Below are 23,554 nucleotides of genomic sequence, written 5' to 3'. Positions count from 1 at the left end.
TATTGTATGTTCTCTTCCTATTAATAATAGTAACAATTGATAGTGTACATACATATAATATTTATATATTAAATTGGAGGTGATAGTACTATGAGTAATTATAACTATCGAAAAAACTACTCTTATAATAAAAATAGTAGCTCTTCAGCATCCTCTCAATCTTCCAATTCTCAATCTTCCAATTCCCAATCGCAAAGAGACTTAGCCGAGCAAGGCTATATAAAGAAAAAAGGATGTAACTGCAATAAAAATAAATAGTTTATTTTATGGATGAATTCTTTTTTAAAAGAATTCATCTTTTTTTGCTGATCGGAAATTTTTAAAGTTACATAACTTATGCCTTAAATGAGAAAGGGTAAATTATACTTTTTTATACGAACTTAACAAAGAGTAATTGTTCAATGGATTTATTACTTATTTCTCAAAAAAATATAGTCCTTCCTAAATTTATTAGGAAGGACTATATACAAACCCCTGTTTAATTTCCTACTAAATGTAACAAATTAAACGATATTAATACCTGCACTTACAAATCCAGCAACTGCAGCTATTGGACTTGCTGCTGTTAATGAAACATATAACAGTATTTTATCCCCAGCCGCTACTGGAATAGCTTCAGGTATGATTCCTGATGCTGTAGAACCAATCGCTATTGCGGCAAATGCTGGTGTTAATAAAAGAGGTGCGCCTTGTACTGTAAACGTATTGCTTGCTGCAGGTGCAGTTAATATTTGTATTTGCACTTGAACAGGTGATAATGGAGCTAATGCAGCTGTTGCACTAAAGAAACCTGCTAATGACGTAATAACCCCTGCTCTTGGTGCTACAAATGCATAATCACCTACACCTAATGCTAATGTGATACTTGTTCCACCCGTTAATGCTATACCAGGCTGACTAAATCCAAATCCAAGAAGAGTTCCTGTATTAGCTACTAACGCATTAACTAACGCTGCTGGTGTTGTACCTGAAGCAAACGGAATAATAGCTCCGCCACCAGTTGCACCCGTTGCTCCTGTTAAGCCTGTTGCTCCTGTTAAACCTGTTGCTCCCGTTGGGCCTGTTGCTCCTGTTAAACCTGTTGCTCCACCAGTACCTGCTGGACCTGTCGCTCCTGTTGGGCCTGTTGGACCTGTCGCTCCTGTTGCTCCTGTTGCTCCTGTTGGACCTGTCGCTCCGCCTCCTGGACCTGTTGGACCTGTTGGACCTGTCGCTCCACCTCCTGGACCTGTTGGACCTGTTGGACCTGTTGCTCCGCCTCCTGGAGTAGCACCAATTAATTGAGTTAATAAGTTTAATAAAAGTTGTAAACTTGCAGGGTCAATAATTAAAGAGAAGAAGAATGGTGCAAGAGCACTGTAGAATTGTTGTAATAAAGAAAGTAATTGACTTAGATTTGGGTTAGGAGATTGTAGTAAATTAATAATACTTTGAATTAATTGTTTTAAGAAATTCCCTTCTGGAGAAGGTGCTAATTCATTTAGTAAGTTCAATAGTTGAGTAAACAAATTGAGTAAAGCTAATCTGTTTGCATCACTTGGATTTGCAAAAAACGCTGCAATAGCCGAAATTAAAGAGTTTAGTAAAGTAATTAATCTACCTAATTGCTCACTAGTAATCGGAACTGTTTGTGGATTGTTACAACAATCTGGAGTGAAAACAATCGGATTATTGCAGTGGTTATGACCGAAACAATTATTACTTGTCATTTATGTCCTCCTTACTTGTTTTATATTTGAGTTTTTCCTATTATAAGGATCATAAAGTTGTAAAAGAGTATGTGTTATATATTGACTTAAAATAGGAAACATGAAATATAATTAAACTTAAAAACGTTATTTAATTATGTTCATGACTCACATATTAATTATATGTTTTTAATAATTGACTGCTTAGATTAAATACCTAAACTTACGGGTTTATTTTATTTTTCCACGTTTATCTCTTAGGTTTAAATACACATATTAATTTGAATATACTCAACAATTAACAGTGCCATTTTTTCATATAAATATACATTATTTCTTTACTAAGATTGTGTTCTCTTTTTACACATGAAGCCCTTTGTATTATAGAGAACTCTCATATACTATATTGAAAAATTCATTTTATATTTTATTCCAATACACTATGAAAAGAATTGAAGTTAAAATTCCTATCATTCAACCATTTATGACAGCTAGAAATTGAATGTACCTTCACTTAATTTTAACTATTTAAATATAAAACAAAAAGGACAGATTCCTTTTCATTAAGGATCTGTCCTTTTAATTAATAATAATAAATTGTAATATAATTGAAGATCCTTGCGATGGTGGTTGCGTATCCAATAAAGTTAATTTACCAGTACTCACTTCATATAATGGTTGTGGCTGCAGTATTCCATTAACAAACAAATTAATATAAGAAACTTCACTAGGAGACAAAATATTCGTTGTACCATATTGGGGTATCCCGTCAGCATCTGTATATATAAGCTTCTCTCCATCCGCAAAAGTGTAATATAACAAATTGGTGGTTGTTATAGGGCCAATCCCCCCGGTAGGACCTGTTGCTCCGGTTGGTCCCGTTATTCCAGTCGGGCCCGTTTCTCCAGTTGGACCTGTTGCTCCGGTCGGGCCCGTTATTCCAGTCGGGCCTGTTGCTCCGGTTGGGCCTGTTATTCCAGTCGGGCCTGTTACTCCGGTCGGCCCCGTTTCTCCGGTTGGGCCCGTTTCTCCAGTTGGACCTGTTGCTCCGGTCGGGCCCGTTATTCCGGTTGGGCCTGTTGCTCCGGTTGGTCCCGTTATTCCAGTCGGGCCCGTTTCTCCAGTTGGACCTGTTGCTCCGGTCGGGCCCGTTATTCCGGTTGGGCCTGTTGCTCCGGTTGGTCCCGTTATTCCAGTCGGGCCCGTTGCTCCGGTTGGTCCCGTTATTCCGGTTGGGCCTGTTACTCCGGTTGGGCCTGTTATTCCGGTCGGCCCCGTTTCTCCGGTCGGCCCCGTTATTCCAGTCGGGCCTGTTGCTCCGGTTGGAATATAAATTGGTGGCAGAATCGGAAATGTAGGTCCAATATTTTCTGGGCCTATCATCCCCTTATTCAATGATAAATTGTCATTGCGTTTCAATTTAATACCTCATTCCACATGTTTTTTAATTCATACACATCATTATGACCCTATCATTAAAGAATAACTTTATAACTATTCTCTTTTTTCTTCCCAAAGAATTATTACATATATTAAACATTTTACCGTTGCTATAACCGCTTTAATTAATATAATAAATTAATCATTCTATTTAAAAAGTACTAAATCTATTACATTCTTATTTAAAAAGATGAGGTGATTTATATTCAAGATGATAATGAAATTAGAAAAAAAGAAATAATGTCAATGGCCCTTGACATTATTTTCCCTTACAGGCTTACTGGACCTACGGGGCCTACTGGAAGTACTGGGCTTACCGGGAGTACTGGATCTACCGGAAGTACTGGGCCTACCGGAAGTACTGGGTCTACCGGAAGTACTGGGTCTATCGTTACAACAAACTCTATGTTCGCTAATAATACATCAGGTGGTCCTGTTTCAGTCATATTAGGAGGAACAAACATTCCACTTTCAAATAACCAAAGTCTTGGTAATTTTACAGTTAACGCTTCAAATGACGTATTTACAATTCCTGTAACTGGAAGATATCATTTAACCTATCAAGTTAATACGACAACCGCTCTACTTGCTGGAACTAGACTACTATTAAACGCTTCTACGCCAATTCCTGGCTCTATTTTTTCTCCCGCTTTATCAACTTCAAATTATAGTAATAATTTAATTACTAATTTAAATGCTGGTAATACAATTTCACTACAATTATTTGGTATATTATCTGTCGTGAATTTAGTTGGAGGTGGATCAACAGGTGCCTCTCTTACAATTATACGAATTGATTAAAAAATGATTCATTCTTTTTATAATAAACAATCTAAATACTCAATTGGTAAATATTACGAGAGTGATGACGTAATAAAAATAAATTGTACTATATCCATAGTAGAAAACATCTATACTAAATTTTCCGTATATATATTATCAATTTACACTTCCCCCATGTCGGTGTTACATTAAAGATGAAGATCGTTTCTTCTTTACAGACCATCTCAATATGTATTTGAGGAACATCTCCAATCCTATACGCGAGAGCAATACTATATTGACACTCAATTGAGTGTCTTTTTTTATATTCAAAAAATAAAACCATCTCTTATAGATGGTTTTAACAATACACATTTACTCTTTATATTATTGCCAGCTTATAAAGCTGGATAATAAATAGTCATACTTAACCGCGTTAATGTTCTTCCTGAATTAGTATAAGTATGCGGTCTATCCGCCTTAAAGCGAATTGAGTCTCCATTATTTAACGTATATTGACAATCGTTTATGTCAATTGTCAATTTCCCTTCAAATACCGTTATAAACTCTTCTGTTCCTTCTTTATGCGCTTCTGAACTTAATTTCCCTTCTGTATCAATTTCAACCATATAGATTTCAAAATTCCTATTATCTTGGAAAGGAAATGAGGGATACACCTTATATCTCCCATTGTCTTCAGACAATACTTGAACATCATTTCGTAAAACTACTTTCGTATCAGGCTGTGGATTATTAATTAAAGAGGTAAATGATACTTTCAAACCATTAGCAATTTTCCATATTGTTGTTAGTGTCGGGCTTGAATCTCCTCTTTCTATCTGTCCAATCATTGTTTTACTTACACCTGTTAATTGAGAGACCTTTTCTAAACTTAATTTTTCTTTTTCACGTATTGATTTTAAATTTTTTGCCAGAATAAGTTGAATTTCTTCCATAAAAAACACTCCTACACTGTATACAATATAACGACCGTTATGTATAATAAAAAGCACACGTTATATTGTTCTTTTCGGTCATTATAACACACAAAAAATAGGGGGTTTTGAAATGCCTATATTTTCTTTTTTGTTATTTGTATTTATAAGTAGCTTCACACCTGGTCCCAACAATTTCTTAGCTATGACATACGCAAATCAACATGGATTAAAGAGAAGCATAAACTTTTGCTTTGGAGTAGCATTCGGTTTTTTCATCCTCACTTCTTTATGCAGTTTCTTTAATATTGTATTAATTAATATTATCCCTATAATTGAATTTCCTTTAAAAATTTTAGGTGTCGCGTATATGCTATATTTAGCCTTTAAAATAATTACTAGTAAAGGCGGTGCCGGTCACAATGAAAAAAATAATAAAAACTTATTTACAGTGGGTATTTTCCTTCAATTTATTAACCCTAAAGGAATATTATTCGGACTCACAGTAGTCTCTACTTTTATACTCCCTTACTACAATTCATATTCAAGTTTTCTACTTTTCTCATTATTTCTAGGTATAGTCGGTTTACTGAGTACATTTAGTTGGAGCCTTTTTGGTTCCATGTTCCAAAAACTTTTATTAAAACATAATCAATTATTTAACATCATTATGGCTGTTTTATTAGTTTTCAGTGCCGTTTCAATCGTTATACACTAATTCGATGCTCATTTTAGATTTTGTACTTTTTAATACCACTCTTTATCATTCAGACTACTTTACATACTAATCCATCCACATACCCTATGTGGTTTAAAACTTTTAAGAGGAAACCTTCTAACAATAGGTTTCCTTCCATATTATATTAAATAAGAAGCAGGTTAAATACGGAGGTGATTTTGATTAAGACTACTTTAATTTCTCATTTTTACAATGAAGAATATTTACTTCCGTGGTGGTTAATGCACCATACAAAGCTATTTGATCATGGCATTCTTATTAACCGTGGATCCACTGATCGTTCAGTTGAAATCTGTAAAACATTCGCTCCTAATTGGGAAATACGAAACTCAAAATCATTCGAATTTGATGCTTATTTAGTTGATCAAGAAGTTATGGAAATTGAAAGAGAAATTACAGGATGGAAAATGGTATTGAATACGACAGAATTCCTGTGCTGTTATAATAAAGAACAATTTTTCAAATCACTTAACACTATGGGCGGCAATATGTTTTCAATAAGAATGATTATGATGATTGATGAACCGACTCATGGCTACACTAATCCAAGATATAGCTCTCCGCTTGTTAAACAACGTTATCACGGCATAATAATTCAACCTAATCCAAACCAACTATATCTTAACGGTAGATTAATTCACAATAATTCGCACGGGAACTATAGAGTCGGGAGACATGGTTCGCATTATCCTTATAGCATTTACATGGAACCTGCTTTTATTTTTAAATTTTTTTATAGTCCATGGAACGATGCAATGAAAAAACGAAAATTACAAATCGGGCCTACTCTTTCTCAACATAGTGTACGACGCGGATTAGGTTCTCATCACTTAACAACAATTGAAAAATTAGAAAAAAAATACAAATACTATGCAACCTTAACTACGGATCTCCGGTTATTCCCAGAATACCAAATTATATTTCCTGATCTTTGTCCTTAATGTCATGAATATTTAGTTTCGACATCCATCCGTTTTTTATTAACATACCAACTCCAACTAAATACTTTTCTCTAGTAGAAATCTGAGCTAGAACTCTTGCTGCACGGAAATTCCTCTTATTTAATCTCGTATCACTAGCCTATAATCTTTCATACCATTTCATTAAGCACTTGATGTTGGATCAGAAATAAAAAATGGTAGTTCATTTGGAAAATTTTCAATTTCAGATTTTATACCTTCTAAAACAAAGAATTCAAACAATAGAACCTAAACTAAGATTTTAAGTTATGGCTTTATTTTTTTTCTTATTATTCACTTTAAAATCTTTTTATAATAATATTGAAAAATACGATATAATATAAATTACTGTTCTTTAGGAGGATCACAATGGCTGATAAGTATAAATTTTTTATTCTCATTGTTACCGCATTTTTTTCATTCTTTTCTTTAATAAAAGATTTCCGCAACACTTCAAAAAGTTTCTTTTGGGGTAGTTTTATCATTCTTACAAGCTTCATGATACTATTAATACATGCTCTAGATTTAACTCAAATACTTTTTTATCCAAAGCAAATTGCGCTTGAATTTATTACAATACCACGTAAATTATTTCTACCATCTGTCACTGAGGCCGCCAGTTTCCCTCCAACACTAAGATAATAATTTGATTAAGAGCTCTTTCTAAAAGAGCTCTCTTTTTTAACATAAACATACCATATACAAAATCCAACCTTAACCACTTAATTACTTATAAGAACCTAACTTATAAAACGCATAATAATTATATTTATTTACTAGTATACAAGCCGTATCTCTTAGTAGAAGCACAGCATAATATACGATACAGGACAAAACTTTCAAAAAACTTGTCTAAGTTAATTCTCAAAAAGGGGTGAATATAAATGCCTATCGTTAAACCTTTTATAGCAGGAAGACGATTTGTAAGTACAGCAGCAACAGGAACTGCTGCTGGAGCAGATTTAACTTTTGCTAACACAGACTTCACTGATGACACTGGTGCTGTAACAACATTCCCTGCTTCTTATGCCTTTTTAACACTTTATATTAATGGTGTTATTCAAACAGGTGATACTATTACTGGTGTGACTACTACAGCTGCTACTATTGTAGGAGGAGCAGTCCTAGATGGAGGCACTCCTATCGCAATTGAATTTACTATAACGTAAATTTAGTTGTCTTTTTAGAGGTTTCATTAAAAGAAACCTCTAATTTTAAAAATTCACATCAATTTTAGTAGCAACTACATAATACAGTGCAAATACTAGATAGAATGATAGAAATTTATACTCACTCTCAAAAAGAGCACTTATCTGTATTGATCTTTTTGAGAGTGCAATAATTTTGCGCCTATTTGCTCTTGGAGAACCTACTAAGCAGTTAGCTAACTGCTTTTCCATATAGTATTTATTATTATTCATTGCTTTATTCGTAATAGTGAAGCTTGTGCACTATCTACTATAAATTTTCATATATTGTATTATGCTTGTCCAAAATGTGAAGTTAATACTCACGAAATCTAAATACAAGAAAGGAGTGAAAATATGCGCTCATCCATTCGTAAATTCGCTAATTTTAATTGTGAAGCACACGCACCTAGTACACTACCTGCCCTAGGTTTTGCCTTCAATGCTACTTCACCTCAATTCGCAACATTATTTACACCACTACTATTACCTAGTACAGGCCCAAATCCTAATATTACTGTCCCTGTAATCAATGATACAATTAGTACTGGAACTGGTATTAAAATTCAGGTAGCTGGTATTTATCAAATTAGCTATACATTAACGATCAGCCTTGATAACCTTCCATTAGCCCCGGAAGCAGCACGCTTTTTCTTGACATTAAATTCATCGACTAATGTTATTGCAGGATCCGGAACCGCAGTCCGTTCTAATATTATAGGAACTGGTGAAGTCGATGTATCAAGTGGTGTCATTCTAATTAACTTAAACCCTGGTGATTTAATTCAAATTGTCCCCGTTGAAGTAATAGGTACAGTAGATATTCGTTCTGCAGCGTTAACAGTTGCACAAATTCGTTAATAAAGTGAAACTTTAATCAGCCCTCACCAATCGGACTTTACGGGCAGTCCAGCCCCCACCTAACTTCTTTGCTTCTGCTGAATTTTGAGGTGGGGGTCTTACTACCCGGCAAATAGCAGGATAAAAACAAAAGACTTGGCTAATTAACATTTATTGTTCCTTATACACAATATCTTTTTATAGATTTGACACACATTTATATTAAACAAGCATATTTTATTGTATGACTATATAGTCATACAAATCTAAAGCGTTCATAAAAGCACACTTATATGTGTGCTTTATTTTTCATTAAAACCTACAACATTCTCACACAATATCCATATATTATCTTGACTCCTCTCTAAATATATGATTTGTCTCAGAGCGCTTTTAACAGCGCTCTTTTTATTTAAATTCCAATTTTTAAAGTTCGATTTTATGATTTACGTTATACACATGCTACGCTACTTTTGAAACAAGGTATACATCCAAAGACTGTAAGTAAACACTTCAGTTATAAAGATATGTTCATAACATTAAATCGTTATTCACATGTTTTTCCTAGAATACAAGGGGATGCTGTTAAAATATGTAGTGAAAGACCATTCGAATAGTAACATTTACAAATATAAAAATACGGTTTCTCCTCTCAAGAGAAACCGCAACATATCAATGCTTTTACTATATTTTAAACTGGCTCGTATACAAATCAAAATAAAACCCTCTATCTTCCATGAGAGATTCATGATTCCCTCTTTCTAAAATATTTCCATCTTTTATAACAAGAATTTGATCTGCTTTTTCAATTGTTTTAAGTCGATGAGCGATCACAAAACTTGTGCGACCTCTCATTAAATTATTTAGTCCTGCTTGTATTTGTAATTCTGTTCTTGTATCAATATTTGATGTCGCTTCATCGAGAATTAATATATCTGCATCTGCTAAAATTGCTCGTGCAATCGCTAGAAGTTGTTTTTGTCCTTGACTTAAATTCGATCCTTCTGAAGCAATTTCTGTTTCATATTGATTTGGCAAATGCTTAATAAAAGAATGTGCAGATGCTGCCTTAGCTGCAGTGATAACTTCTTCATCAGTAGCATCTAAGCGTCCATAACGGATATTATCCATAATCGAACCAGCAAATAAATACGTATCCTGTAAAACTACTCCTATTTTACTTCGTAAAGAATTAATATCATAATCTTTTATATCTTTTCCATCAATATGAATTTGTCCTTGCTGTATATCGTAAAAGCGAGTTAATAAATTAATGATTGTTGTTTTCCCTGATCCAGTCGGACCAACTAAAGCAATTGTCTCTCCTGGCTGCGCTTTAAGACTCACTTCTTTTAAAATCGTTTTATTTTCTGCGTAGCCAAATGAAACATTCTCAAGTGCAACATGCCCTTGTAAATTTTGTACAACGAATGCGTCTTTTTTATTTTGAATTTCTGGTACCTCATCCATAATTTCAAAAACACGTTCTCCACCAGCAACTGCCGCTTGAATTGTATTCATTAAAGTCGCAAATTGACTTAGCGGTCTTGAGAATTGACGAGAATAATTAATAAAAGCCGCAATAACTCCTACTGTTGTCATTCCGTTTAAGACCATAACTGATCCAGTCCCAATGACAAGGCCCATACCTAAATTATTAATAAAGTTCATACTTGGAAAAATAAAAGCTGAAAATGTATCAGCCTTCGTAGCTGAAACTCTTAGCTGTTCATTAATTTTATTGAAATTTTGTACAGTTTCTTTTTCTTTTCCGTACAACGTTGTAACATCCGCACCTGTAATTGCTTCCTCAATAAATCCATTTAATTCACCTAAATCTTTTTGACGCTTCGCAAAGTTTTTACCACTATATGCAACTAGTTTTTTTGTAACGTAAAACATAATAGGTACTGTAATTAAAGTTACAATTGCTAAAATCCAATTTAAAGCGAACATCGCAATCGTTACACCTATAAAAGTTAACGCTGATGAAATAATTTGTACAACACTTTGTGTCAAAGCTTGATTCAAATTATCTATATCATTTGTCACACGGCTCATTAAATCACCTTGGGAACGCACATCAAAGAACCGTAAAGAAAGCGTTTGGATTTTCTCAAAAATATCTTGTCGTATTTTTTGAATTGTTTTTAATGCAACGTTAATCATGACAAATGTTTGTAACCATGTTAAAAGTACAGTTACACCGTAAATTGCGATAAGTAACATACACATTCTTGCTGTACCACTTAAATCTTTCGGTACAATATATTGATCAATAATGACCCCCATAAAATAGGGACCTAATAATCCAAGTAAAGTAGTAACAACGACTAGAAATATAACAAACATAAGAGCAGCTTTTTGGTAGCCCATATAGTTCCATATCCGCATTACAGTTCCTTGAGCATTTTTAGCTTTCCCCATCTTTGGTTTGTTTCGTCCACCTTTATTAGCAAATTGCCCTTGAAAATTACGCATGTTCTTCCCCACCTTCTTTATGCAAATTACCACCTTGGGAAAGATAAATTTCCTGATAAACCTCACTTCGTTCTAACAATTGTTCATGTGTACCATTGCCAACTAATTCACCATTATCTAATACAAGTATTTTATCCGCATCCATTATGGAAGAAATTTTGGACGCGATTAATAAAGTCGTTGTGCCTTTATATTTTGTTTTTAAAGCTGTTTGAATAGTAGCCTCTGATTTTGCATCAACTGCTGATGTAGAATCATCTAATATGAGAATCGGTGGTTTTCTCACAAGTGCCCTTGCAATTGATACACGTTGTTTGTGTCCACCTGATAGATTTGTCGCACCTTGTGTTAAATTATATTGATAAGATTCTTCCAGCTTATTGATAAACTCAGTCGCACAAGCTGATGCAGCTGCTACTTCCAGCTCATCATGTGTTGCATTTTCTTTACCATAACGTAAATTCTCTTCTATACTACCTGAGAACAACAAAGCCTTCTGAGGTACAAACCCTATTGAAGCACGGAGTTTTTGCAAATCATATGTTTTAACATCTATTCCATCTATACATATTTCACCTTGATCCACATCATATAGACGTGGTAACAGTTTCGCTAAGGTAGATTTACCACTTCCAGTTGATCCAATAATCCCTACTTTTTCACCTTTTTGTATGTTAAACGAAATATCTTTTAAAACGTATTCATTATTTTTCGTATAGCTATAACTAACATTTTTAAATTCGATATTCCCCTCGATTTTCTCAAGTTCGATTGCATTCGCTTCGCTTATTATATCAACCTCGGTATTTAACACTTGCTGTACACGATCCGCAGATGGAAAAGCTCTCGCAATTTGAATAAATACCATGCTAATCGACATAAGTGACATTAAAATGATATTCAAGTAATTAATAAATGCCAAAATCGCTCCTACTTGAAGCGTTCCATTGAATACTTTTTCTCCACCAATCCATAATGTTGCGACAATCCCGCCACTTACAACTAGCATAATGATTGGCATCATTAAAGAAATAAGCTGCACAGCTCGAATATTTATCTTCGTTAAATTTGTATTTACACTTCCAAATTGAGCGATTTCATATTTTTGTCTTACATACGCTTTTATAACACGTACACCAGATAAATTTTCTTGTAACTTTGTATTCACTTTGTCCAATGCCTCTTGCACCTTTTTAAATGTACCACTTGCTTTACTTGCAATTAAAATAATCGCAAGTAATAAAATCGGAACAACTACAAGTAATATTGGAAATAACTCTCTTGCTGTTACAAAAACAATAATTATACTTCCGATAAATAACAGCGGACCACGAACGAGAACACGTAATGTCATCGTCATTGCTGATTGAATGGAAGTGATATCATTCGTCACGATCGTTAATAATTTACCTGTTCCAAATGAATCACGATTATTACTAGAAAATGTTTCTATTTTCGCAAACACATCTTTTCGTATGTCTGTAGCGAAATTAACAGCTGCTTTTGTAGAATACATCATACACCCAAGCCCTCCAACTAAACCGAGTGCTGCTGCTCCTATCATAAGAAGCCCCATTTTTATTACATAATTTAAATCCCGATTTGCAATCCCAACATCAATGATATGTTGCATAATAGTCGGTTGAATTAAGTCCATCGCAACCTCAAGTACCATAAATAGCGGTCCAATAATAGCGAAGAACATGTATGGTTTTAAATACTGTAATAACTTACGAAATGATTTCATACATAGTCTCCTTTTCCCATGAAATTACCACTGAATAATTCATATCCCTCCTTATTTAAGCGATATTTTTTGTAATTTCTTCATTACTTCTATTATATTATGTAAATTAATATTTAACATTATTAAATGATAAGTATTAATGACTTTCTGGTCAATACATATGCTTTATATTATGTAAATACAAAAACCGCATTCTTAATGAAAAGAATACGGTTTTTCATCTATAATTCTTCAATTGTAAAATGTAAAAACTCAGTCTCAAATCCCTTATTTTTAGAAGGACTACACGTGTAAAAACCTATTTTAATAGGCTCATTTCCTATATCCTCCATTAAATGAGCGATTCTTATTTGTTCCCATTGATGTCTCTTTTTCACATATATTGTATAATCACCGCGTTTTCGAATAATTCGAAAACGAAGTTGTTGCTTAGCTGCTTCAGTTGGATAATCTTGCGTTGACCAATCAGAATATCCATTATTCGTTACGACAGCACCTAAGTGAGATGGCCCTTCGGGGATATATTCTAAAGATGTTTTTAGCCAACAGTTCTCCGAAATCATAACAAAAAGACCTGCTTGATCGAATTTTGAATTTGGATTCATACGTAACTGAACTTCAGCTTGAAAGTCTGTCATCATCTCATTATAAAATACATGACCATTCATTACTTCAAAACCATAATGTGTTTTAAGCCAAAAATCAGTTTCTGCTTTCGAACGGACAATAAACGCATGATTATCATTAATTTTATAGTATTCAGGTACATTCATTATAGTGAGTTGCTCAATATGTTCTGGTATATACGATATATTCATAGCTCCTCCATAATAAAGCATTTATATAGACATTTAAAACTCCGCTAATACTGGGAATTTATAACCTTTAAAATCTAACTCTTTATCACTTCGAACCATTAAATACTTGCTAGACTGTACTTCTGTAAACTGTACTTCCTCAACCCCTAATTGATCCGGAGAAAAATAAAATTCGATTTCCGTAAACCTTTCATTGATTTCTCCACATAATTCATCTAAAACCGGAAGTACTGGCGCAAATACTCCAAATAATTTCAACTTTTCATTTTCTACTTCATAAACGATTAGAGCATCTAGTTTCTCTGAATAATACAATTTCTCATTCCATTCCGAATCATACATATTCAAATAAAATGAAGGATGGAAGTTTAAAGTTGAAAAACTATTTGAAAGTCTTTGGCTACTATCAATAGTTTCATGTATTAACTGTCTATTCTCTATATTATAGTAATCTAACTTTTTAAGTAGTGAATCGTTATTATTAATATTTTTATCATATGGTATAGTCATCAAATATTCCTGCACAACTTTAAATCCAAATGCTGTATATAGTTCAGGGTTTTCCGTAAACAATAATGCACATTCACATTTCTTATCGATTTCTTCTATCATTTTACCCATTAATTGTGTCATTAACCCTTGTCTACGAAAATTAGGGTGTGTCATTACTGATTGAATACCCGCTGCATTTATTTTTTCACCATTAATTAATAATGGGAGTGAAAATGCCGCAACATTTGCAATCACTTTATCTTCTTGTAAAAATGATAAAGCTTTATATGTATCACCCCAATATCCTTTATCCGAAAAATCATTCAATGGTTGAGTTGTAATTCCAAACACTTCTTCAAATAAAGGAAATAACTGCTCTCTTTTCGGTTCTTCTATTAGAAGACTTGCCAATTTTTCAACATTCCCCATGTTGTACCTCCAAATGTTAAATTCCATTAAATTAGATATACTTATATGACCTACTCTTAAAAATAGAGGTCTTACCAATCAATATACTATCACAAAACATAAAAAAAAAGTCTAATTAATTTTATGTTTTGACTATTTGAAAATAAGTCGAATAAAACGATATTAAGATTTTTGGATATTAATTAGTTTATTATACAAAAATAGCGCTTTCTAATTAGCTTTTACTAATAGAAATACACTATTTATAATAAAATATTTTTAGTCTTTTATTCCTTCAAGTCTTTCCTTCGTATTAATTTCTTCTCCACTTATACGCTTTTCAAAAGACTTTCTCCAACTACATGAAAGTGCATTTACTTCTAATATCCTTTTTACCCCTTCAATATTTTGTTTTTCCTTATGCATGATACGATTAGCAAACGCTACTGAAACACCTTTTGGATCAGACTGTAGTTTTTTTAAGGTATCGACTGATGATACCCATCCTTCTTTTAATACACGAAAATAAAATCCTGTATATCCTGTTTCTTGAAAATATAGTGGTAACTTTGGAATATTATATTTTTTTGCTAATTTAAAACAAGGTTGCCTTGGTTGTGTTACCTGTACGATTGCCTGTCCTAGCTCAAACGTATCACCAATACAAACATCCTCTTCGCGCATACCACTAACTGTTATATTTTCTCCGAAAGCCCCATATACAAAATCTTGATTCAATTCTTTTTCCCAATATGGATAGTGATCACCAGTATAAACACAAACTGCTTTATCTACTCCTCCATGATGAACTAAGTCAGCTTGTCCATCCCCATTAAATTTTACAAAGGATAAATATACCGGTTCCTTTACTTGTTTCTTATTTATGCCTGTATGAATTACTTTTCCGCCGTATGTAACCTCTTTTGGTAATCCTATATTTAAAGATAATAATTGATATTCATTAGCCATTCTATTTCCTCCTTTAAAGGTGTTACATGTATTTTCTCTCGATTAATTTTTACAAACCTCTCTGTTATATAAAGATGATTATAAAACCTCTAAAATCATTGTTCAATTCAATTATTTATATAATAATGATAGGTATAATCTATTATTATACTTGAGGTGATTCCAATCGAATTACGACAACTTGAATACTTTTTAGCTGTTTCAAAAGAATTACATTTCACAAAAGCAGCTGAGAAATTAAATATTTCACAGCCTTCACTAAGTCAACAAATACGTGCATTAGAGCATGAAGTAGGAATGCCACTTTTCGATCGAATTGGTAAAAAAATATCTTTAACTGAAGCAGGGAAGGTTTTATTATCACATAGTAAAACCATTTTTCATGAAGTCGAACAAGCTCGTTCAGCTATTCAAGACCTAAACGGATTACAGCAAGGTTCCTTAACAATAGGGGCTTTGTTAACCGTCGTAAATTATTTACTACCACCAGCTATTTTAAATTTTAATAATTTATATCCTAATATAGAGCTTTCTGTATTAGGGCTTCGTACAGGAGATATTCGTGAAAAATTATTACAAAACGAACTAGATATTGGAATTACATTTCTCCCGGTGCAAGATAAAGAGATTATCTCCATCCCTCTATACAAAAGCCATCTTACATTGGTCGTGCCCACTGGTCATCGATTAGCTGAACGTAATCATGTATCTATTGCTGAATTACAGAACTACCCTTTAATTCTTTTACCTAAAAATTTCTTTTTAACCGAACTAATTACATCTCATTGTCAAAAGTTAAACTTTAAACCAAGGCCAATTTTAGAAATTAGTACGATGGAATCTTTAATCCAAATGGTTTCCAAAGGAATGGGAATTACAGTGTTACCCAAACCATATATAGACTTTTTACAAAATAAAAACATTCAAGCTATTAAAATAGAAAACCCTACTCCAATAATTGAAATAGGGCTAATTTATAGAAAAGATAAATATATGTGTGCTGCAACTCGAGAATTTATTGAGCAACTAAAAATCACAGTACGTTCTTTCCAAAACTAAACAAAAGAGATTATCCTATGAAACCGTTTCACAACAATTTAGTAGAATAATCTCTTTTCAAAACAAAGTAAACATTATATTTAACTCTTATAAACTTTAATGTACCTTTTTAGATATTGGAATATATTTAGTAAAATATGCACCAACTAGCAATAATACAATTGAAAATAACAAAGTAAAAGCACCGCCAAAATGAAACCAATATGCAAACATATTTAAGATTGCAAGTGAAAAGAAACAAATAGAAGTTACCGCACTTTTCAATCCTTTTATCCCAGACTTTTTTCTCTTTTGATAAGCAATATACATCGCAATGACAAGAAAAAAGATAAGAACAAATGGTAACGTAACTTTTAGTATTGATAATCCCTCCAGTATAAATGCACTCTTTACATCACCATCTTATCCCATTTATCTTTTAGGTATCAATTCATTCTTATCTTCCTTCCAAAAGTCAGTATAAGTTTTATTTTTAAAGTTCACGTTCACCTCAGAAAACGGCATACTTCCTCCAACTTTCAATGAATACCAGTCGTTTAAAAGTGGTGATCCGAAACAAATCTTCATTGTACGATCATGTAAATCGAATAATACAGAATGTAAAGTTCCAAACCATTCTTCATAGTTATGCACAGTAAGTCCAGCAGGATATTCTTCTTCTACTAACTTTTTTAAAGACTCTATGCTTACTTGTTCACATCTATTTAAATGCTCATGTAAAAGGTGATATCTCTTTGTTGATTGTTCTAATTTCCTATTATTTAATTTCTGAATTGATGAACTAACTGCATGGTTTGTTGATACAATAAAAGCTTGTTTTTCACCATCAATCGTTATTGTGGATTTATGACCGTCAAATATTTCAATATATGCTGCATTTAAAGGATCAGCTATTATTAAATTAATATTACTAGCAATTGGGATTTCTTCTATTAGTAACTTAGCTTCCTGCACATTTTTACATTTCTCCAACAACAATCGAATTACCGCAAAACATTGTAAACCACTCACCATTGGCTTTCTTAAACCTGCAATATTTCCTACTGGTTGACCACATGCTGAAAATGTAACAGCTAATCCATGCTCGTTTATCCCTTCCGTTCGGCCAAAATATTGAGTAGAAAAGCCACTATGTGCATACGCACCTTCAACATGAGTTGAACAAAAACGCATATCATCTATTACTGGTGACAAATCATAATTCCTTAATACATATGTGTGCTCTAAATCGGTCTTTTTAGGTAATACTGCACAATGACTACAACCTGCTTTCAATAGTGTTTGATAGTAATACATCATATTTTTTGAAGGAATTTTTAACACTTCACAAAACCCCTCAATTTCTTCATTTATGCCTGGACAATGTTTGTTTAGTATATTTCTCGATTCTGTCCAATGGTTATTAGATATTACATTTTCTTCGTGTATAAATTGCGGGATGAGATACGGATTTTGTTTCACGAATTCCCCTTGTTGCTTTCCAATCTCATAATAACTTCCTTTTAATGATGAAAAATACCCCTTTACTTGATACATCAAACTCCCCCTCACATTGGATATATCCATATCGTAACAAATGGATTTCATTCATCCTTGATGTTTTTTACTATCTTTCTTTAACACCATCCCATTTTAATATCTCCACTAATAATTATTTACTAGACAATTAAAGTTTTGTTAATATTGCTGTAATAGCTTTATTTCAAAATAAAGTAGTTTGGATATCAAATGAGCAAAATACTTTGTTAAACCCACTTATAAGCAATCATCTAATTCATGAAATCAAAAAACTTATTTATCAAAATAAAAGGAGAATTTATGTATGAGTAGTTGCAAACCAATTGATAAATTAACTATTGAGGACCTAAAACAAAACCCCATTTGGGAATGGGCAATAGATGAAGAGGAAAACGAAGAACATGACGAAACATGGGTAAAACCAGCGGCAACTACTAATTTTACAGAAGAATTAAACGGTTCAATCGTACTAGGCGAATTATTCTTACATAATGGTGAAAAATTCCCTATGATGTGTGAAATTGATATTGAAGGTGACGAGGCCGTAATTCGTTCTGTTGTTTATTATAAGGAAGCAAAAAATGAGTATATTGCTATAGAAGATATTGTGAAAACGGTCGAAATGCCGTTATCGATTATTATTAATCTTACAATTCATGCAGAATCCAAAACCTTACGCTTCACTGCACATAAAGTAGATATTTATAAAAATTCAATAACGACTAATTTTAATTAAAGTTGGCCGAAATAAAGAAAACAATTATGAAATACAAACTGGGGAATCATTAACGATTCCCCAGTTTTTTAAACTATATTAAAGTATCCCCTTTTCCACTAAAGTCTCTGCGATTTGAACTGAATTCCAAGCCGCACCTTTTAATAGGTTATCGGAAACAATCCAGAGGTGGAATCCGTTTGGCGTATCAGGATCTTTACGTATTCTTCCGACAAATGTATCTATTTTCCCTTCTGCATATAATGGCATTGGATACAGCTGTTCACTAGGGTTATCCTGCAAAATAACACCTGGTGCATCCATTAGTATTCCCTTGATTTCCGCAACGCTTGCTTCTTTTTCCAGTTCTATATAAACCGATTCTGAATGCCCCGATACAACTGGAACACGTACACAAGTAGCTGCCATTTTCAGGTTTTCATCTTCTAATATTTTCTTCGTTTCTTGAATCATTTTGACTTCTTCAAAAGTAAAATCATTGTCTGTAAATATATCTACTTGAGGCAGTACATTAAATGCTATTGGATAATGTTTTTTATCTTTTTTCACCGGTAATATATCACTCTTCACTTCTTCACCTGCAAGTATAGACTTAGCCTGCTCTCGTAATTCATGAATCGCATGAATGCCAGAACCCGATACAGCTTGATATGTTGAAACGATAATTCTTTCTAAACCAAATGATTTTCGAATCGGCTGAAGTGCTGTTACCATCTGTAATGCTGAACAATTTGGAACTGCAATGATACCTTTATGCTGTTTTAAAGTGTGCGCATTCACTTCCGGAACAACGAGCGGTACACCTTGTGCCATTCGGTACTCACTTGTGTTATCAATTACAATCGCACCACTAGAAACTGCATGAGTTACAAATTGTCTAGATACTTCTCCCCCAGCGCTAAAAAAGGCAATATCTACACCTTCAAAGCTAGTTGTTTTTGCCTCTTGTATAATTATCTCTCGTCCTTTGAATCTTACTTTCTTACCAGCGGATCGTTTTGACGAAAGCAATGTAACTTCAACTACATTAAACTTCATTTCATTCTCTAACAGTTCAATAATTTTTTGCCCTACCGCACCTGTAGCCCCAACAACAGCTACATGATAGCCCTTTTTGATCATCTGTTCTCCTCCAATATCACCTGAATGAATATTTCTACAATTTCATTTTATACAAAATTTAATCATTTGGAAAATTAAAATACATGATATAATCATTCACAAATCATGATAATAAAAGAGGGATCGCTTATGGAAATGAGACATGTTAAAACATTTTGCGCCATTGTGAAGTATGGTAATTTTTCTAAAGCTGCGCACGCGCTAGGTTATGCGCAATCTACTGTTACAGCACATATGAAAGCTTTAGAGAACGATTTACATATTCCTCTTTTCGATCGGTTAGGGAAAAAAGTGCTACTTACAAAAGCAGGTCATCAATTTCATCCTTACGCATTAGAATTACTTTCAATATATGAAAAAGCGCAAGAAATCCCCCAAAATACAGATTATTTAGAAGGTACATTAAGTATTACATCTAATGAATCATTAGCGGTATACCGATTACCACAATTATTACGTACTTACAAACAGAAAAATCCGAAAGTAAATATCGTACTTGAAACAAACACAAATGAACAAGCATTACAAAAATTACGTGAAGGAGAAACAGACGTTGTCTTCATAATTGGAGAAAGTATAGAACATAATGATTTTATTACGCGTACTTTTAGTAATGAAACATTTGGATGGATTTTACCAGCTTATTCCGCTGCACATACAAATCCATTCCAGTTATTACAGGAAACTCAGTTCATTTTTACAGAACAAAGTTGCGGCTATAGGACAATGGTAGATCGTTTTTTACGTCAAAGCGGAAATATTCCAGCTAAAACATTTGAAACTTCCAATGTTGAAGTCATTAAACAATCCGTCATGTGTGAGTTAGGCATTTCAATTCTTCCTTATATCGTTGTACAGGAAAGTTGTCAAAAAGAACAACTATGTTTTCAGCCTATCGAAACTCCATCCGTTATTCAAAGTCATGTAATCTATCATAAATCCAGATGGATTTCCCCGGTGTTACAGTCGTTTCTTTCCTTACTTGAACCAGATTAAGATATTAAGAAGTACATATAAAAAGAGTAATTGCCTAATAAGCAATTACTCTCTTACATTAATTAGTATATTATTTATTAGTCTGTCCGCCACCTGCAATTAATTTACTACCTGAATATGTACCTTTGTTCATAAACAATTGATTAATTAATTCTTTTTGCTCAGCTTCCGACATTACTCCTTTTCCTTCTCCTAAATTCCCACTTTGTAATTTCCAAATCTTATTGTGATCCCCATCAACCTTTTCATATTTCCCTTGTTTCCATCGTTCTAAAATTTCTACATATGTACTTCCCTGCACAAGATCATTACTCTTTACAATATCAATTAAGCTTTCAATCCGCTCTTGTGTAATAAAAATATAGCCCCACTTTTGATCAGCTTTCGCTTTTTGATGTGCCATTTCATGTAATGCTGTCTGTATGTTCTCATCTGTCCATTTAAAATTTTTATTAAAACCACTATTTGGCAATGAATAATTGCCATTTTCTAAAAGCTTTGCATCTTCTGCTTTTACGTTACTATCAGCTAATACTTCTACTGCTGGAGCAGCTGGTGATGCCTTTTTCGCAGCTGGTTTACTATTATTTAAATAATGCAGCATACCATATGTTAAACCTACTCCGATTACCGCCATACCAGCTATAACACCTATTATTTTCAAAAATGTTTTCATCTCGCTTGTTTCCTCCCAAATATCTCTGTTCTGACTACCTAATTATTTCTTATATAAAAACTGTTACTTCATTCAAAATATCGCATCGCATCCCCTATCATATTATTTATATATACTTCCTCATATTGTATTTCTTTTTCTTTAAAATTGAAAGATTATTCTGTTAAATAATGAAAATATTCTACAAATTTTTCCTTTATATTTATAAAGAAACAAAAAAACAACGAGCGCGTTCTACAACACTCGTTGTTTTTACTTTATGCATGATTTTCTTTTAACCACTTCGTAATAGCATCTAACCTCGAAACATCAAAACGTCTTTCTTCACACACATTCAAATTTTTTGAGTTTCTCACTATTTCTAATTCATTATTTCTTACACTTTTCGCCTCAATTAATTTACAATACCCATCTGTAACAGTATTTAAATTTTCATAATAACGCTGAAACGATTTTGATATATGTAAATGTTTTTCAAAGTTTCTTCTTCTTTTCGTCTCATCAGATACTTTCCGCTTTCTAAGTTCTTCATCGTTCGTATATAAATAAAAATATTGATCCGGAAAACCAATTTCCCTATTTATCATCTTTTCTTTATAAAAATTTTCTATTAAAGATAATGGCTGATTAAATATATCAAAATGAAAGCACCAATTATAACTAAGTGGTTGATATATATCCCCATCGAATATTACTAATTCATATTGCTCTGACTTCTGAACAGCTATATTCCAGCGCTCAACTTGTTTTTCAAAATACCATGTTCTATGTTCATTTTTTGGCCTTTCAAATAAAGAATTCACTTCAGGTATTATATAAGCACCATAATTCTTTTCTAATTCACGGCACGTGGTACTTTTACCAACAGCGCTTGCTCCCTCAAATGCTATTATCCCCATAGTTTCCCCCTCTTTCATTAACTAAAATTTCGTTGTTTCGCTTTTCTTCCCCATAACTTTCTCCATAAAACAATTGAAGCGATAGTGAGCATGATTGTTGTAATGATACTACCTTCAATTCCGAACGAGCCTCCATGAAGGAATTCAGGGCCATTTGTTGCAGGTTTAAATAGCGGAGTTGAATATATGGTCATCCCGCTAACTGCAAAACCGTAGACGTTATATTGTGCCCAATTCCAAATGGAATGCCATGCGCAAATCCCCCACAGACTACTGTCTTTTAAAACGTAAAAAGCTGCAAATACACCAACTAATATTATATTCGATATTGAAAGAATTGTAATACCTGGATTAAGTAAATGAAGAAAACCAAATAAGAAAGACGTCACAACAATCCCAACCCATATACGACTTCTAACAGAAAGAACCGGGAATAACCAACCTCGTACAATAATTTCTTCCGTTGCCCCTTGTATTAAAAATGCAACTAGAGATCCTACTATTCCTACTATTACTGTTGAGGTAATATGTTGTACTTGCAATTTCACACTCCCCAATAATAATAGTAGAATAACTGGCGTTGAAATAAATACAAACCCTATTAACGCACCTTTTAAATACTTTCTCATCCATTTCTCTTTCCAAAAGCCAATGGATGAAAAAGGTCTTTTTTCTACAAAACGAACCCATATAAATAAAATAAATATAGCTCCGCCAAACGTTAACACCATTCTAACATTGTCATAAATACCTTTCATGAATATCGTTTCAGCTTTTGGTAAAAATAACATAAATAACATAAAAAGTTCGCCTAAAGTCAAAAATATAATGGCTAATATTACAGCAAAGACTGGATGCACCTTTTTTCTCCCTGCTTTTGCTGCTTCAATTATTATAAATGAATTATTTTTCACTTTCTTTTCTCCTTTTATAATATTTAACTACTAACAGTTAACAACCATATTTTACCATAAAAAATGCAATATTAATATTTACTCTAAGTTTTTCTTACATGATTTTGCATAAATCCAAATTAGGAATAATATATAAATAAAAGAGGTGCCTTTGTGCCTTTACTATTAT

At 33.0% G+C, this 23,554-nt stretch carries 23 protein-coding genes; 9 read left to right on the top strand and 14 right to left on the bottom strand.

Annotated features, from left to right (window positions below; translation table 11 throughout):
- Positions 1 to 503: 503 nt before the first annotated feature.
- Together BC_RS11925 and BC_RS11920 are read right to left on the bottom strand one after the other, a co-directional pair.
- Positions 504 to 1,709 (bottom strand): exosporium glycoprotein BclB-related protein, encoded by a 1,206-nt coding sequence (locus BC_RS11925; protein WP_000203317.1) that lies wholly within the window; start codon positions 1,707 to 1,709, stop codon positions 504 to 506.
- A gap of 558 nt (positions 1,710 to 2,267) precedes the next feature.
- A complete protein-coding gene (locus BC_RS11920; protein ID WP_011110088.1) occupies positions 2,268 to 3,107 on the bottom strand; it encodes a DUF4183 domain-containing protein in 840 nt (279 codons plus the stop codon).
- Between the two features lie 216 nt (positions 3,108 to 3,323).
- Between BC_RS11920 and BC_RS11915 the strand changes: the two genes are divergently transcribed.
- Positions 3,324 to 3,929 carry a collagen-like triple helix repeat-containing protein gene (locus BC_RS11915; protein WP_000639392.1) on the top strand — a complete coding sequence of 202 codons (606 nt, stop codon included), beginning with the start codon at positions 3,324 to 3,326 and terminating at the stop codon, positions 3,927 to 3,929.
- 359 nt (positions 3,930 to 4,288) lie between these two features.
- Here BC_RS11915 and BC_RS11910 read toward each other — a convergent pair whose 3' ends face one another.
- Positions 4,289 to 4,903 carry a helix-turn-helix domain-containing protein gene (locus tag BC_RS11910; protein ID WP_113732221.1) on the bottom strand — a complete coding sequence of 205 codons (615 nt, stop codon included), beginning with the start codon at positions 4,901 to 4,903 and terminating at the stop codon, positions 4,289 to 4,291.
- A 55-nt stretch (positions 4,904 to 4,958) separates the two neighbouring features.
- Between BC_RS11910 and BC_RS11905 the strand changes: the two genes are divergently transcribed.
- From BC_RS11905 to exsF, 5 genes are all read left to right on the top strand, one after another.
- Positions 4,959 to 5,543, top strand: coding sequence for a LysE family transporter (locus BC_RS11905; protein ID WP_001121273.1), 585 nt, complete (start codon positions 4,959 to 4,961; stop codon positions 5,541 to 5,543).
- 179 nt (positions 5,544 to 5,722) lie between these two features.
- Positions 5,723 to 6,505, top strand: coding sequence for a glycosyltransferase family 2 protein (locus BC_RS11900; protein WP_000598280.1), 783 nt, complete (start codon positions 5,723 to 5,725; stop codon positions 6,503 to 6,505).
- A gap of 387 nt (positions 6,506 to 6,892) precedes the next feature.
- The gene (locus BC_RS11895; RefSeq protein WP_000774115.1) at positions 6,893 to 7,165 is read left to right on the top strand and encodes a hypothetical protein; all 273 of its coding nucleotides are present in this window, start codon (positions 6,893 to 6,895) and stop codon (positions 7,163 to 7,165) included.
- 242 nt (positions 7,166 to 7,407) lie between these two features.
- Positions 7,408 to 7,692, top strand: coding sequence for a DUF4183 domain-containing protein (locus tag BC_RS11890; protein ID WP_001123247.1), 285 nt, complete (start codon positions 7,408 to 7,410; stop codon positions 7,690 to 7,692).
- 375 nt (positions 7,693 to 8,067) lie between these two features.
- Complete coding sequence (gene exsF, locus BC_RS11885) at positions 8,068 to 8,571, top strand: exosporium protein ExsF (RefSeq protein ID WP_001257867.1); 504 nt, start codon at positions 8,068 to 8,070, stop codon at positions 8,569 to 8,571.
- A gap of 663 nt (positions 8,572 to 9,234) precedes the next feature.
- On the opposite strand, the gene BC_RS11880 is transcribed toward exsF, so the two are convergent.
- The 5 genes from BC_RS11880 to BC_RS11860 all read right to left on the bottom strand — a co-directional run bounded on the left by BC_RS11880 (position 9,235) and on the right by BC_RS11860 (position 15,465).
- Positions 9,235 to 11,031 (bottom strand): ABC transporter ATP-binding protein, encoded by a 1,797-nt coding sequence (locus tag BC_RS11880; protein ID WP_001243544.1) that lies wholly within the window; start codon positions 11,029 to 11,031, stop codon positions 9,235 to 9,237.
- Positions 11,024 to 12,778, bottom strand: a complete 1,755-nt coding sequence (locus BC_RS11875) for an ABC transporter ATP-binding protein (RefSeq protein WP_000834781.1) — start codon at positions 12,776 to 12,778, stop codon at positions 11,024 to 11,026. The genes BC_RS11880 and BC_RS11875 overlap by 8 nt, the downstream gene beginning before the upstream one ends.
- Before the next feature lie 221 nt (positions 12,779 to 12,999).
- Complete coding sequence (locus tag BC_RS11870) at positions 13,000 to 13,596, bottom strand: DUF1349 domain-containing protein (RefSeq protein ID WP_001027672.1); 597 nt, start codon at positions 13,594 to 13,596, stop codon at positions 13,000 to 13,002.
- 33 nt (positions 13,597 to 13,629) lie between these two features.
- Positions 13,630 to 14,517 carry a GNAT family N-acetyltransferase gene (locus BC_RS11865; RefSeq protein ID WP_000528670.1) on the bottom strand — a complete coding sequence of 296 codons (888 nt, stop codon included), beginning with the start codon at positions 14,515 to 14,517 and terminating at the stop codon, positions 13,630 to 13,632.
- Positions 14,518 to 14,775: 258 nt separating this feature from the next.
- Positions 14,776 to 15,465, bottom strand: coding sequence for an MOSC domain-containing protein (locus BC_RS11860; protein WP_001262990.1), 690 nt, complete (start codon positions 15,463 to 15,465; stop codon positions 14,776 to 14,778).
- Between the two features lie 156 nt (positions 15,466 to 15,621).
- On the opposite strand from BC_RS11860, the gene BC_RS11855 reads away from it, so the two are divergent.
- Entirely contained in the window at positions 15,622 to 16,524 is a 903-nt protein-coding gene (locus tag BC_RS11855) for a LysR family transcriptional regulator (protein WP_000612250.1), read from the top strand.
- A gap of 96 nt (positions 16,525 to 16,620) precedes the next feature.
- Here the strand turns inward: BC_RS11855 and BC_RS11850 are convergent, their stop codons facing one another.
- Both BC_RS11850 and BC_RS11845 read right to left on the bottom strand, forming a co-directional pair.
- Positions 16,621 to 16,884 (bottom strand): hypothetical protein, encoded by a 264-nt coding sequence (locus tag BC_RS11850; RefSeq protein WP_033685113.1) that lies wholly within the window; start codon positions 16,882 to 16,884, stop codon positions 16,621 to 16,623.
- Positions 16,885 to 16,935: 51 nt separating this feature from the next.
- A complete protein-coding gene (locus tag BC_RS11845) occupies positions 16,936 to 18,060 on the bottom strand; it encodes a C45 family autoproteolytic acyltransferase/hydolase (protein WP_000285230.1) in 1,125 nt (374 codons plus the stop codon).
- A 286-nt stretch (positions 18,061 to 18,346) separates the two neighbouring features.
- Between BC_RS11845 and BC_RS11840 the strand changes: the two genes are divergently transcribed.
- A complete protein-coding gene (locus tag BC_RS11840) occupies positions 18,347 to 18,778 on the top strand; it encodes a hypothetical protein (protein ID WP_000093107.1) in 432 nt (143 codons plus the stop codon).
- A gap of 78 nt (positions 18,779 to 18,856) precedes the next feature.
- Here BC_RS11840 and BC_RS11835 read toward each other — a convergent pair whose 3' ends face one another.
- Positions 18,857 to 19,900, bottom strand: coding sequence for an aspartate-semialdehyde dehydrogenase (locus tag BC_RS11835; protein ID WP_000591716.1), 1,044 nt, complete (start codon positions 19,898 to 19,900; stop codon positions 18,857 to 18,859).
- A 129-nt stretch (positions 19,901 to 20,029) separates the two neighbouring features.
- Here BC_RS11835 and BC_RS11830 point away from each other — a divergent pair, with 129 nt between their 5' ends.
- Positions 20,030 to 20,896 carry a LysR family transcriptional regulator gene (locus tag BC_RS11830; RefSeq protein WP_000425897.1) on the top strand — a complete coding sequence of 289 codons (867 nt, stop codon included), beginning with the start codon at positions 20,030 to 20,032 and terminating at the stop codon, positions 20,894 to 20,896.
- A gap of 70 nt (positions 20,897 to 20,966) precedes the next feature.
- Here BC_RS11830 and BC_RS11825 read toward each other — a convergent pair whose 3' ends face one another.
- From BC_RS11825 to BC_RS11815, 3 genes are all read right to left on the bottom strand, one after another.
- On the bottom strand, positions 20,967 to 21,572 hold the full coding sequence (locus tag BC_RS11825) for a PRK06770 family protein (RefSeq protein ID WP_000846980.1): 606 nt from the start codon (positions 21,570 to 21,572) through the stop codon (positions 20,967 to 20,969).
- A 257-nt stretch (positions 21,573 to 21,829) separates the two neighbouring features.
- The gene (locus tag BC_RS11820) at positions 21,830 to 22,489 is read right to left on the bottom strand and encodes an AAA family ATPase (RefSeq protein WP_002195492.1); all 660 of its coding nucleotides are present in this window, start codon (positions 22,487 to 22,489) and stop codon (positions 21,830 to 21,832) included.
- On the bottom strand, positions 22,489 to 23,385 hold the full coding sequence (locus BC_RS11815; protein WP_000794819.1) for a CPBP family intramembrane glutamic endopeptidase: 897 nt from the start codon (positions 23,383 to 23,385) through the stop codon (positions 22,489 to 22,491). The genes BC_RS11820 and BC_RS11815 overlap by 1 nt, the downstream gene beginning before the upstream one ends.
- Between the last annotated feature and the right edge of the window lie 169 nt (positions 23,386 to 23,554).

This window comes from Bacillus cereus ATCC 14579 (genome assembly GCF_000007825.1).
GTDB lineage: Bacteria > Bacillota > Bacilli > Bacillales > Bacillaceae_G > Bacillus_A > Bacillus_A cereus.
The sequence above is the reverse complement of the archived record's forward strand: the minus strand, read 5'-3'. Positions and strand labels throughout refer to the sequence as shown.